Source organism: Nocardioides sp. Root190, assembly GCF_001428565.1.
In the GTDB taxonomy this organism is placed as follows: domain Bacteria; phylum Actinomycetota; class Actinomycetes; order Propionibacteriales; family Nocardioidaceae; genus Nocardioides.
On sequence record NZ_LMIA01000001.1, the window covers coordinates 685,548 to 697,442 of the forward strand.

Here is an 11,895-nt window from a genome sequence, read left to right on the forward strand (position 1 = left end):
GACCACCTTATGGACGCATCGACAAATGTCAATGCGTCCGGCAGAATGGTCGGCATGCGCACTCCGCTCCCGGTGATCCAGCCCGACGACCTCGCGGCCTGCTGCTCCCCGGTCACCGGAGGACTGGTCAGCGACGAGGCTGCGCAGACCCTGGCCCGGATGTTCAAGGCGCTCGGCGATCCGACCCGGGTCAAGCTGCTCTCGCTGATCGCCGCGTCAGCGGACGGCGAGGCCTGCATCTGCGACATGACCGAGCCCGTCGGCCTCAGCCAGCCCACGGTGTCGCACCACATGAAGCTGCTCGTCGACGCCGGTCTGGCCACCCGCGAGCAGCGCGGCAAGTGGGCCTACTACCGCGTCGCGCCCGACGCCCTCGGATCACTGGCCGGCGCGCTCGCGCCTGCGATCCGGTAGCGCGCCGTACGGTCCCCGGCGCGCCGGGGCTGACCCGACACGCGCCGGATCAGAGGGGCGGGCGGCGGTCCCACCACGGCGCGGCACGCTCGAGCTGCGCCGCCAGCCGGAGCAGCAGGGCGTCGGAGCCGAGAGCACCGACGAGCTGCACGCCCATGGGCAGGCCCTCGGGCGTCCAGTGCAGCGGCACGCTCATGGCCGGGCGGCCGGTGAGGTTGGCGATCTGGGTGTAGGGCACCCAGCCGAGGTTCTCGTGGATCATCTGCTCGACGATCGGGGTGAACCGCAGGACGCCGCTGGCGCGGGCGGTCAGCAGGAGCTTCTGCGCGAGCGCCACCGGACCCGGGACGTCGAGCGCCCCGATCCGCGGCGGGGGCGTGGCCGTGGTGGGGGTGAGCAGGAGGTCGTACGTCGCGTGGAACGCGGCCAGGCGCCGGACGTGGGCGTGACGGCCGTCGACCGCCCGGACGTAGTCGACGGCGCTCGTCGCCCGGCCGAGCGCGGCCATCACGCGGGTGTCGGGCTCGAAGGCCGACTCCCCCGCTCCGCTGGCCTCACGTGCTTCCTGCACCGACACCGCCGCGTGCACGAACCACGCAGTGAGGAAGTCCTGCGCCAGCCTGGCGTCGTCGACGGGCATCGCGACCTCCACCACCTCGTGACCCAGGTCGCTCAAGAGGTCCGCCGCGCGGCGTACGGCGGCACGCGCCTCGGGGTGCGGGTCGGCGTTGACGGCGCTGTCGCTGGTCAGGCCGATCCGCAGCCGGCCCGGCTCGCGCTCGAGCTGGGCGGCGAAGCCCCCGTCGGGCAGCCCGCCGGGGAGGTACGGCGACACGTCGGTCGGGCCGGCGAGGACGTCGAGCAGCGCGGCGGAGTCCCGGACACTGCGGGACACGACGCCGTCCGTCGCGATGCCGCCCATCGACTCGCCGTGGGCCGGTCCGTGCGGGACCAGCCCGCGGCTCGACTTGAGGCCGAACAGCCCGCAGGCCGAGGCCGGGATCCGGATCGACCCGCCGCCGTCGCTCGCGGCGGCCGCCGGGACGACGCCCGCGGCGACCGCGGCAGCGCTCCCACCGGAGGAACCGCCCGGCGTGTGGTCGAGGTCCCACGGGTTGCGGGTGGCGCCGAAGGCGTGCGGCTCGGTGACCCCCTTCGCCCCGAACTCCGGGCTGCTGGTCCGGCCGAACACGACCAGCCCGGCCTCGACGAAGCGCTCGGCGACCGTCGACGTCTCGGCGGCGGGGACGTCCTTCAGCGCACGGCTGCCGCTGCTCGTCGGCACACCCGCGATGTCCTGGTGCAGGTCCTTGACGAGGAAGGGCACGCCCTCGAACGGCCGCCCGCCGGCCGGCGCATCGGCGTGCGGCGAGGGCGGGTCGATCATCCGGACGATCGCGTTGATGTGCGGCTCGACCTCGGCGGCGCGCTTGCGGGCCTCGGTCAGCAGCTCCTCGGGCGTGGTCTGTCCGGTGCGGACCAGGCCGGCGAGGCCGACAGCGTCGTGGTCGCGATAGCTCGACATCCGGCGAGGTTAGCAACGGCCTCCGGCGACCTCGACCCTCGCTTCGTCGACAGGCTCAGGCGCAGTCGCGGCACACCGTGGCGCCGGGTTGCACGGCGGCCGCATGGTGGTGGACCAGGAAGCAGCTCGAGCAGACGAACTCGTCGGGCTGCTGCGGGATGACGGTGATGTCGAGGCTCTCGTGGGAGAGGTCGGCGCCGGGCAGCTCGAACGTCTCGGCGACGAGGGTCTCGTCCTCGTCGACCTCGGGCGACTGGGACTTCTTGGTCGCCGCGGCTGCCTTCACCTCCTCGATGGATTCGGCATCCTCGTCCTCCGCGCCGCGACGCGGTGCGTCGTAGTCAGTCGCCATCCGGGTCCCCCCCCTTCCTCAGCCCCTGCTGATCGTGTGGGTCGTGAGGTATCCAATCGGCCCGACTTGATGCCTGCGCAGTTCCGGAATCGCGCCGCGAGACCGAAGAAGCCGGGCCGCCACCGCACCGATGGCCGCCGCCCACCACCGCTGCGCAACGGCCAGCGCGGAAAGTCGCTTGGCCGGGACCGACACCTCCCCCTACGGTTCTTCCTGCACGGGCCCACGAGGGGGCCGGCGGAGTCGAAGGACGAGCACGGTGAGCACGAATCGCAGCCAGAGCACCACGATGCGCGGGAACGCGGATCGTGCGATGTGTGCTGCCCTCGTGATGCCCCAGCGACCGTTCGCCGGCACCGAGCACGGCATCGAGCACGGCGCCAAGCGCATCGTGCTCGGCAGCCACGACTCGCTGCTGCTCGCATCCCTGGAGCCGCCCCTGACCTGAGTGCTCACGCACCCAGACCCATGACGGGAAGGGCCGCTCCAGCCGAGGCAGACGCCTCGCGGAGCGGCCCTTCGTCGTTCCCGGACAACCTCAACCGGACTTCACCGGACAACTTCATCGCGGAAGGCCCCACGGGCACCGGACCCGCGCACTGGTCGAGAGACCACCAGCGCAGCGGCACCGGGCTCACGCATCACGCGGCCGTGGACCACCTCTCCCGACTCGGACCCCGTCGTACGACGGGGAGCGGGGGCCAACTCGACAGTGGACACATCAGGCAGCGGCCGAACCCGACAGGGAGCGGCTCGCCGCCGAGCTCACCTGCCGGAATCGGTAGACGGACCGCGTTGAGGGCGCGGTGTCCTTCGGGACGTGCGGGTTCGACTCCCGCGGTGAGCACCACGCCCGCCTGGCGCAACAGGTAGACGCGCGGCGTTCAGGACGCCGTGCCCTTCGGGGCATCCCGGTTCGACTCCGGGGGCGGGCACCACGTCCGCCTCCGGGCGGGCAGTCCTCGATGGCGCAATGGCAGCGCGCGCGGTTGTTACCCGCGAGGTTCCAGGTTCGAGCCCTGGTCGGGGAGCTCGACGGCGCACTGGCCGTGCGTCGTACCAAGCGGGTGTCGGGAGACGCCTCGGGTCTCATAAGCCCGCCGGTCCACGTTCGACTCGTGGCCCCGCTACCGGTCCCCCTCGGGACCCCGCTCCGCTCGCACAATCGGCCGTGCACCCGGCTCTTAACCGGGCATGAATCTGGGTTCGAGTCCCAGGCGGAGCACCGCCACGTGCTGCTCGACGAGACCGGAAGGAGGTGAGGAGCACATGGAGACCAGGAACGGACGAGTACGCCCCGCCACCACGAAGGCGACCCGGGCATCGATCGACGACGAGGCCGACAGCATCCTCACCACCAAGGCGGTGTCGGCGGCGTACGACCACCCGACGCCGCGCGACGCGAGCATCAGGTGGCGCTGCGCGGACCACGGGGCGCCGGAGCTCTTCGACCCGACCGACGACGAGACCCTCACGGCCGCCCGGGACTTCTGCGGCGGGTGCGAGACCAAGGACCTCTGCCTCGACCTCGGCGTCCGCCGCGGCGAGTGGGGCGTCTGGGGTGGCGTCCTCCTGGAGGGCGGCAAGCCCGTCGACCAGCCCCGCAGGATGGGCCGCCCGAGGAAGGTCTCGGCGGCCTGAGCAACGACCGCGCCGGCTGCGCGCGGGGCCATCGCGAGATGGCCGAGGGGCGACCCAGCAGCCCTGCCTTCGTGGTCCAACGGACACGACACCGGCCTACGAAGCCGGGGATCCAGGTTCGATTCCTGGCGAGGGCGCTGTGACCGATGGACAACGGCAGTCCACCAGGTTGTGGTCCTGGGCCCGCGAGGGCGCAGTGGGTTCGACTCCCACCGGTCACCCCAACGCGAATCGCACACCCGACGAGACAGGAAGGAGGTGGCAGCGGTGCGCACGACCATGTCCACCAGTACGTCGTACGGCAGCGCCGTGCTGCTGCTCAACGCCTCCTACGAGCCGCTCGGCAAGGTGTCCTTCCAGCAGGCCATCAAGATGGTGGCCCGCAAGGTGGCCGCCGTCGAGGAGGCCGTCGAGGGCCGGATGGCCGGACCGTGGCCGTGGCCGCGGGTCATCCGGCTGCTGCGCTACATCAGCCCGAAGTGGCTCTACCGCCCGGCCGGCTGGCACCGCGGCGGCGTCTTCATCCGCGACGGGCACCGCTGTGCCTACTGCGGCGCGAAGGCGACCACCATCGACCACGTCCTCCCCCGCTCGCGCGGAGGCGAGTGGTCGTGGCTGAACTGCGTCGCCGCCTGCGAGCCGTGCAACCACCGCAAGGGGAACCGCACGCCGCGGGAGGCCGGGATGCGGCTCCGGTTCGAGCCGTTCGTCCCGACCCGGGCGCAGCTGACCGCGCGGGCCTGAGAAGCCCGGGAACGACGAGAGGCCCTCGCCGGCATCACTGCCGGCGGGGCCTCTTCGTCAGAGCCGCCTGTCAGAATCGAACTGACGACCTAGTCACCGCTGGAGGTGCAGGTCATGAAGAGCCATCGTGGCCTGAAAGGGCGTATTCAAGCCATAGAACGGGCGCATCCGGATGCCCGCCGGTCTGGTCCGGATCGGAGAAGCGCGGCGAAACGTGTCACTTCGCCGTTGCTCTCGCACTTTCGAGTGGCCACCGCTCGACCGCTGCTGCGCCTCTGCGTTCTGCGTCCGGGACCTGTTGGGCCCCGCTCGCACCCCACTGCTCCCCACGATATCCCGATTTCTGATCGCTCCCGACCCTCCACCGCACTTAGGAGAACAGCATGCGGCAGGGCGCCGCGCGCGTACGGAAGGGATCACTTCGATGAATGAGAGCAAGACACCCGCCACCACCGGTAACCCGACCACCGCCACCGACCCGCTCCTCACGCCGGAGGACGTCTCCCACATGCTCGGTGGCGTCCCCGAGGCGACCTTGAAGCGGTGGCGAACTCAGCGCACGGGACCCGTTGCCCTCCACATCGGCCGGCACGTCCGCTACCGCCGCTCCGCGGTCGAAGCCTGGCTCGACGCCAAGGACCGCGAGGCCGCAGCCTGGATGGCGTCCTGAGCCATGCCGCAGATCCGAATTCCCCGTGGCGGCCACGGCGACATCGTGGCCAGGCAACTGGCAGACGGCCGATGGTCCGCCCGCGTCCAGGTCCGCGACATCGACGGCCGCATCCGCTCAGTTCGCGCAACCGAGAAGACCAAGAGCTCCGCCACCCGCCTCGTCGAACGCCGCCTGAGGGAGCGCGTCGATCCGTCGATCGCCGGCATCACCGGTGACACCACCTTCGAAGACCTCTCCGCGCTGTGGTTGCAACACCGCAAGGACCACGGCAAGGTCAAGACCAAGGGACTGCTCGCACCCCAGACCTTGGCGACCTACCAGTACGACATCAAGCAGGTGATCATCCCCGCCATCGGCCAGGTCAGAGTTCGCGAGGCAACCATCCCCCTCCTCGACCGTCTCTTCGCCGACGTGGAGCACGGGCGCAAGCACGGCAACTACCCAGCTAGACCTGGAGGCCGCTCCACACGCCAGCTCCGAGTGGTCCTCGGCGGAATGCTCGCCCTCGCCGTCGCCCACGGAGCGCTGCCCGCCAATCCGATCCGGGACGTCTCCCAGCCATCCCGCCAACCCAATCCGGAAGTCAAGTACCTCACCGTCGACCAGGCACGACACCTGCGCACACGCGTGAGTCGCACAGCCATCCGTGTCCCCGACCAGCGCATGCCGAACCACGACCTCGAGGAGTTCATCGACCTTCTCCTCGGCACCGGGTGTCGCGAGGGCGAAGGCCTCGCCATCCGACCAGTCGACCTCCGCGACCTCGACGGGCCCGTGCCCACGCTGCACATCTGCGGCACCGTCGTCGAGCCACGCAAAGGGTTCGTCGACCATCTCCACCGACAGAACCGGACGAAGACGGGCGATGACCGCCGACTGATCCTGCCCGACGCCGTCGCTGCGATGCTGCGAGAACGGATGCGAAGAGACCCGCCCAACACGCCCGAGTCACCGATCTTCGCAACCGGCACCGGGAACTGGATCTCCCCCGCCAACTTGCGCACCCGTCTACGGTCAGCCCTCAGCCGGAGTTCCGAACTGCCCAACCCGTCCGACCAGGCGCTGGCAGGAACGACCCTGCACACCCTGCGCCGGACTGTCGGCACCCTCATCGCGCACGAGGTGTCCCTCGACGCAGCCCGCGACCAGCTCGGCCACCGAGACCCGTCGGTCACCTTCCGCCACTACGTCGGCAAGCGACTTGTCGCGCCCGACCTTCGGTCAACACTCGACCAGTTCTTTGTCTGACACGAACGAACGACACCGATCGCGCGTTGAGCCGAATCCCTGGACACCCACGTGTGGGGCAATCGGGAGATACGAGGCCCTAGCCATCTCACGCCGAATGGCTCCCCACTGGCAGCTTCACCAGCTAGCTGGTGCTCGCTCGAGAACGACCGGACGCGTCGTGGGGCCGGAGGTGGGGCGAGGGGCGCCACCTCCACCGTCAGGCCGCCACCATGCCCAGCGCGATGTCGACGATCATGTCTTCCTGACCACCGACGAGTCCTCGTCGGCCGCACTCCATGAGGATGTCGCGCACGTCGACGTCGTACTGCTCCGCGGCGCGTTCGGCATGGCGCAGGAAGGACGAGTAGACGCCGGCGTACCCGAGGGTGAGGGTCTCCCGGTCCACTCGTACCGGCCTGTCCTGGAGCGGGCGCACGATGTCGTCGGCCGCATCCTGCAGTGGGAACAGCTTGCAACGGTGCTCGAAGCCGGACAGATCGGCCACGGCGATGAAGGCCTCCAGTGGGCAGTTGCCTGCGCCGGCGCCGTGTCCGGCGAGCGACGCATCGACCCGGTGGACCCCGCTCTGCACGGCGACCACAGAGTTCGCGACCGACAGCGAGAGGTTCTCGTGCGCGTGGATGCCGATCTCGGTCGCGTCGTCCAGCACGTCGCGGTAGGCACGGACCCGGGCCGCTACGTCGTCCATCGTCAACCGACCCCCGGAGTCCGTGACGTAGACGCAGTGGGCGCCGTAGGACTCCATCAGCTTCGCCTGAGCGGCGAGCTCCTCCGGTGCTGCCCTGTGCGAGAGCATCAGGAATCCGGAGACGTCCATGTCCAGCTCGCGGGCGGCCTGGATGTGCTGGGCCGAGACGTCTGCCTCCGTGCAGTGCGTGGCGATGCGCACGGAACGCACGCCGAGGTCATGCGCCCGCTTCAGCTCGTGCACGGTTCCGACGCCCGGGAGGAGGAGTGTGGTCAGACGGGCGTTCTTGAGCACCGATGCCGCAGCCTCGATCCACTCCCAGTCAGTGTGGGAGCCCGGGCCGTAGTTCAGCGATCCGCCCGCGAGTCCGTCGCCGTGGGCGACCTCGATCGCGTCGACACCCGCGGCATCGAGGGCCAGCACGATGCGTTTCACGTCCTCGGGCTCGATCCGGTGGCGCACGGCGTGCATGCCGTCACGGAGAGTGACGTCCTGGATGTAGATCGGGATCTTCGGCACGGTGGTCATGCGAGGGCCGCCCTGTCGTGGTTGCGAGCTGCGATGCGCTCGGCGACCTGGAGCGCCGCCGAGGTCATGATGTCGAGGTTGCCGGCATACGCCGGTAGGTAGTGACCGGCTCCGGTCACCTCGAGGAACACCGACACCTGATGCGTCGGTCGTTCGCCGCCGCCCGGGATGAGGGTCCGGACCGGCTGGTCGTCGGGAATCGCGGTGATCTGGACGTCCTGCACGAGTCGATATCCCGGCACGTACGACGCCACCGTGCCCACGATCGCCTCGATCGACGCCCTGATGGCCCGCCGCGTGGCCTCGTTGGGCGCTTGGACCAGCGCCAGAACGGTGTCCCGCATCATCAGGGGCGGCTCGGCGGGGTTCAGGATGATGATGGCCTTACCGCTCTGCGCGCCACCGACCTCGACGATGGCGGCCGAGGTCGTCTCGGTGAACTCGTCGATGTTGGCCCGGGTCCCCGGCCCGGCGGACTTCGAGGCGATCGACGCGATGATCTCGGCATAGGCGACAGGCACGACCTGTGAGATCGCGGCGACGACGGGGATGGTGGCCTGTCCGCCGCAGGTGACCATGTTGACGTTCGGGGCGTCCAGGTGGCGGTCGATGTTGACCGCGGGAATCACGTACGGACCGATCGCCGCAGGCGTCAGGTCGATCAACCGCTTCCCGAGTGGCTCGAGGAGTGCCGCGTTGTGATGGTGCGCCTTGGCGGAGGTGGCGTCGAAGACGATCTCGATGTCCTCGAACCCGGGCATCGCAACCAAGCCATCGACGCCGTCGTGGACGGTCGGCACACCGAGGTCCCGGGCCCGGGCGAGCCCGTCGCTGGCCGGGTCGATGCCGACCATCGCCCCCATCTCGAGGTGCTGCGCGGTGCGCAACACCTTGATCATCAGGTCGGTTCCGATGTTGCCGGAGCCGATGATGGCGACCTTGGTCCTCGAGGTCGCGCTCATCGCGGCGCGCCGGCGAACGTGATGTCCAGGGAGCCGAGACCGCTGATGGTCACGCTGACCTCGGCGCCCGCCGCAGCAGGCCTCATCGGCCCGAGGGCGCCGGACAGGACGACCTGACCTGCCAGCAGCGGGTCCCCGAGATCTCGGGCGGTCCTCGCCAACCATTGCAGAGCGAGCAACGGGTCGCCGAGGCAGTCCCGGCCCTGGCCCGTCGAATCGTCTTGCCCGGTGACCGTCATCGTCATCGTCACCTCGGAGGGGACGAATGCCTCCAGCGAGACCGGCTCCTTGCCGAGCACGAAGCCGCCCGCGGACGCGTTGTCGGCCACCGTGTCGGCAAAGCTGATGTCCCAGCCGGCGATCCGGCTGGCGCAGATCTCGATGGCCGGCACGGCATGGTGGACGGCGTCGATGACCTGTCCGAGGTCGAGCTCACCGTCGACCAGATCCTTGCCGAGGACGAAGGCGATCTCGGCCTCCACCCTGGGCTGCAGGAGCCCGTCGACCGGCACCGGGGCCTCGACGTCGTACTGCATGTCGGCGAAGAGAACGCCGAGATCTGGCTGGTCGACTCCCAACTGCGCCTGAACCGCAGCAGAGGTCAGGCCGATCTTGCGACCAACGACCCGGCCACCTGCCTCGACGCGCGCGCGGTTGTTCTCCTGCTGCACAGCATAGGCGGCGTCGATGTCGACCGCCCCGATCAGATCGCGGACTGGCGGACAGGGCACGCCGGTCTGCGCTGCGACAGCGAGGCGGTCCGCAGCGCTGCGGATCATCGTGGATTCCTGGGTCAGCTCCGTCATGGCACCACTCTCGACAGCCGGGCAGTCGTCAGGGAGCCCGTGTTCCGGCCAACGGCACGCTGAGCGTCACGACGTGCGCGACGCCACGCACTCGCGGAAACGGGCAGGCTCCAGGAGCTGGCTCAGTCCACTGAGGGTGCAGGCGAGGATCGCCTGCGTCGTCGTCAGGACGGCCGTGACAACGGCGGGCGGATTCACGGGAGCGGGCGCCGGGGATGGGGCCGGGTCAGGTGTAGGGCCACCGGGCGTGCCACCAGGTCTCGGGCCCTTGGCGGGGGCACCGGGCTCGGCCGCCGAGCCGTCGTTCCTCTGCTGCGGCGGAGCCGGAAGCGTCTTCGCCGACGAACGGCCGCCCTGCGCCCGGTCCACCGAGCGTGCGACGACGCCGTTCTCCGACTGCGGGACGACCCGGCCGGCGGCAGCGACCCGGGCGCCGCCCGCGGCGTACGAACGGGCCGTGTCCAGGACGAGATCGGCATAGGCCTGCGAATGGTTGTAGCGGAGAACGGCGGCCCGGCGCCCCTCGGCCGACGACAGGTCGTCGTTACCGGAGCAGAGATAGACGGCTGCCGCGAGGGCCGCGTCGTCGATGTCCTGGGGGTTGCGCTCTCCGTCGTCGTCCGCATCGACGCCGACCACGGCCCAGGTGCTCGGAATGAACTGCAGGGGCCCGACGGCACGATCCCAGGATCGATCGCCGTCGAGTCGACCGCCGTCGGTGTCGGAGATGCTCGCCGTGGAGCGGGTTCCGTCGAGAGGGATGCCGACGATTCCGGGGACGGCACGGCCGTCGTCGTCCAGTCGACTCCCGTTCGCGCTGCCGTGTGACGACTCGACCTTGCCGATCGCGGCCAGGAGGGACCAGTCGAGCCCGCACCCCTCGTCGGCGCCGCCGATGATCGTCTCCGCCCGCTGGTAGGCGGCCAGGGCGACGGTCGGGATCAATGCCGTGGTCGACTGCGTGAGCTGGACCAGACCGACCGGCCTCGCCATGGCCTCGACACTCTCGCTGAGGCTGGCCGGTGACTCGACCGCGCTCTCGGGAACGGCCATCTCGGGCTGCCCCGCGGTGGCACCACCCGCGGCGGTGACCGGCGCCAGTCCGGCGCCCGCCACGGCGAGGGTCCACGACACCGACACCACTCCCAGGGGAAGGAGCATCGCCAGGCGTCGCGCCCGGGTTCCGGTCGACTCGCGGCGATGAGAGGGAGCAGGGATCATGCCTCGACGCTAGGCCGAGTGAGCGCCGTCACACATCCGGCGCTGAGGGGAGATCCCTCTCTCTTCCGGTAGGTACGGCGGGTGACTCAGACGTCGGTGACCCGGAGGCCGGCGTGCGCCCGGTAGCGCTTGTTGATCGCGATCAGGTTGGCCGTCAGCGCCTCGACCTGGTGGGCATTGCGGAGGCGGCCACCGAAGATGCCACGAACACCCGGTAGTACCGCCGCCAGCGCCACGGCGACGTCGACCGCCTCAACGTCGTCGCCGACGACCAGGACGTCCGTGTCGAGACTCGTCACTGCAGGATCCTCCAGCAGGGTGGCGCTCAGGTGGTGGAATGCCCCGACGACGCGACTCCCCGGGAGGATCGCCGCCGCCTGCTCCGTCGCCGACCCCTCGAGGACGGGCAGCGCGTACGGCCCTCGCTTGTCGAACCCCAGAGGGTTGACGCAGTCGATGACGACCTTCCCGCTCAGCTCGTCGCGAAGCGAGGTCAGCAACGCACCGTGCCCGTCCCACGGAACCGCCACTACGACGATGCCCGCTGCAGCCGCAGCCGACCGGTTGTCCACGCCGACCACCCGCAGCCCGTCGGCACGCAGCTCCTTGGCGGTCGCCTCGGCCCGTGCTGCGTCGCGGCTGCCGAGAATCACGTCGACGCCGCCGGCGGCGAAACGACGGGCGAGACCTCGCCCCTGGGGACCGGTCCCTCCAAGTACGGCGACAGTGGTCTCGCTCGGGTTCGGACCCATGGTTCCTCCCACTCCTTCACGGCGACCGCATCTCGGACGCCGCGGATGGACACCCATCCTAGTGCATAATGGTTAGACCATTCACGTGTTCGACCATGGAGACACCTGTGCCCCAGCTGTGCCAGACCGAGGGACTCAACGAGGACCAGGTCGAGATCCTCAAGGCTGTTCGTCAGTTCACCGACGAGCAGATCATTCCGGCTGCTCAGGAGCTCGAGCACGCCGATGAGTACCCGACCGAGATCATCGAGGGTCTCAAGGAGCTCGGTGTGTTCGGGCTGACGATCCCTGAGGAGTTCGGTGGGCTGGGTGAGTCGTTGCTGACCTACGCCCTGGTC

14 protein-coding genes and 6 tRNA genes are annotated in these 11,895 nt (G+C 70.0%); 13 read left to right on the forward strand and 7 right to left on the reverse strand.

Annotation, left to right across the window (positions count from 1 at the left end; genetic code table 11):
* Positions 1–54 precede the first annotated feature (54 nt).
* Positions 55–414, forward strand: a complete 360-nt coding sequence (locus tag ASE01_RS03240) for an ArsR/SmtB family transcription factor (RefSeq protein ID WP_056748616.1) — start codon at positions 55–57, stop codon at positions 412–414.
* A gap of 49 nt (positions 415–463) precedes the next feature.
* Here ASE01_RS03240 and ASE01_RS03245 read toward each other — a convergent pair whose 3' ends face one another.
* A complete protein-coding gene (locus ASE01_RS03245) occupies positions 464–1,939 on the reverse strand; it encodes an amidase (RefSeq protein WP_056748529.1) in 1,476 nt (491 codons plus the stop codon).
* 55 nt (positions 1,940–1,994) lie between these two features.
* Positions 1,995–2,291: a DUF4193 domain-containing protein gene (locus ASE01_RS03250; protein WP_056748530.1), complete on the reverse strand. Its 297-nt coding sequence runs from the start codon at positions 2,289–2,291 to the stop codon at positions 1,995–1,997.
* A gap of 259 nt (positions 2,292–2,550) precedes the next feature.
* Between ASE01_RS03250 and ASE01_RS03255 the strand changes: the two genes are divergently transcribed.
* The 11 genes from ASE01_RS03255 to xerC all read left to right on the forward strand — a co-directional run bounded on the left by ASE01_RS03255 (position 2,551) and on the right by xerC (position 6,597).
* Complete coding sequence (locus ASE01_RS03255; RefSeq protein ID WP_056748531.1) at positions 2,551–2,739, forward strand: hypothetical protein; 189 nt, start codon at positions 2,551–2,553, stop codon at positions 2,737–2,739.
* A gap of 315 nt (positions 2,740–3,054) precedes the next feature.
* Positions 3,055–3,141 (forward strand) — tRNA-Leu (locus ASE01_RS03260).
* Between the two features lies 1 nt (position 3,142).
* A tRNA-Leu gene (locus ASE01_RS03265) sits at positions 3,143–3,229 on the forward strand.
* Between the two features lie 21 nt (positions 3,230–3,250).
* Positions 3,251–3,322, forward strand: a tRNA-Asn gene (locus ASE01_RS03270).
* 119 nt (positions 3,323–3,441) lie between these two features.
* Positions 3,442–3,516 (forward strand) — tRNA-Lys (locus ASE01_RS03275).
* A 44-nt stretch (positions 3,517–3,560) separates the two neighbouring features.
* The gene (locus tag ASE01_RS03280; protein WP_056748532.1) at positions 3,561–3,932 is read left to right on the forward strand and encodes a WhiB family transcriptional regulator; all 372 of its coding nucleotides are present in this window, start codon (positions 3,561–3,563) and stop codon (positions 3,930–3,932) included.
* A 65-nt stretch (positions 3,933–3,997) separates the two neighbouring features.
* A tRNA-Arg gene (locus ASE01_RS03285) sits at positions 3,998–4,069 on the forward strand.
* A gap of 2 nt (positions 4,070–4,071) precedes the next feature.
* Positions 4,072–4,156 (forward strand) — tRNA-His (locus ASE01_RS24240).
* 43 nt (positions 4,157–4,199) lie between these two features.
* The gene (locus tag ASE01_RS03290) at positions 4,200–4,676 is read left to right on the forward strand and encodes an HNH endonuclease (protein WP_235535839.1); all 477 of its coding nucleotides are present in this window, start codon (positions 4,200–4,202) and stop codon (positions 4,674–4,676) included.
* A 424-nt stretch (positions 4,677–5,100) separates the two neighbouring features.
* Positions 5,101–5,346, forward strand: a complete 246-nt coding sequence (locus ASE01_RS03295) for a helix-turn-helix transcriptional regulator (RefSeq protein WP_056748533.1) — start codon at positions 5,101–5,103, stop codon at positions 5,344–5,346.
* A 3-nt stretch (positions 5,347–5,349) separates the two neighbouring features.
* Entirely contained in the window at positions 5,350–6,597 is a 1,248-nt protein-coding gene (xerC, locus tag ASE01_RS03300; RefSeq protein ID WP_056748534.1) for a tyrosine recombinase XerC, read from the forward strand.
* A 199-nt stretch (positions 6,598–6,796) separates the two neighbouring features.
* Here the strand turns inward: xerC and dmpG are convergent, their stop codons facing one another.
* From dmpG to npdG, 5 genes are all read right to left on the reverse strand, one after another.
* Positions 6,797–7,816 (reverse strand): 4-hydroxy-2-oxovalerate aldolase, encoded by a 1,020-nt coding sequence (dmpG, locus tag ASE01_RS03305; protein ID WP_056748535.1) that lies wholly within the window; start codon positions 7,814–7,816, stop codon positions 6,797–6,799.
* A complete protein-coding gene (locus tag ASE01_RS03310) occupies positions 7,813–8,778 on the reverse strand; it encodes an acetaldehyde dehydrogenase (acetylating) (protein WP_056748536.1) in 966 nt (321 codons plus the stop codon). The genes dmpG and ASE01_RS03310 overlap by 4 nt, the downstream gene beginning before the upstream one ends.
* Positions 8,775–9,584 carry a 2-keto-4-pentenoate hydratase gene (locus tag ASE01_RS03315; RefSeq protein WP_056748537.1) on the reverse strand — a complete coding sequence of 270 codons (810 nt, stop codon included), beginning with the start codon at positions 9,582–9,584 and terminating at the stop codon, positions 8,775–8,777. The genes ASE01_RS03310 and ASE01_RS03315 overlap by 4 nt, the downstream gene beginning before the upstream one ends.
* Before the next feature lie 66 nt (positions 9,585–9,650).
* A complete protein-coding gene (locus ASE01_RS25385; protein ID WP_082605758.1) occupies positions 9,651–10,805 on the reverse strand; it encodes a lytic transglycosylase domain-containing protein in 1,155 nt (384 codons plus the stop codon).
* 86 nt (positions 10,806–10,891) lie between these two features.
* On the reverse strand, positions 10,892–11,557 hold the full coding sequence (gene npdG, locus ASE01_RS03325; protein WP_056748539.1) for an NADPH-dependent F420 reductase: 666 nt from the start codon (positions 11,555–11,557) through the stop codon (positions 10,892–10,894).
* Positions 11,558–11,652: 95 nt separating this feature from the next.
* On the opposite strand from npdG, the gene ASE01_RS03330 reads away from it, so the two are divergent.
* Positions 11,653–11,895, forward strand: a 243-nt coding sequence (locus ASE01_RS03330; RefSeq protein WP_235535840.1) for an acyl-CoA dehydrogenase family protein, incomplete at its 3' end; no start/stop codon positions are given.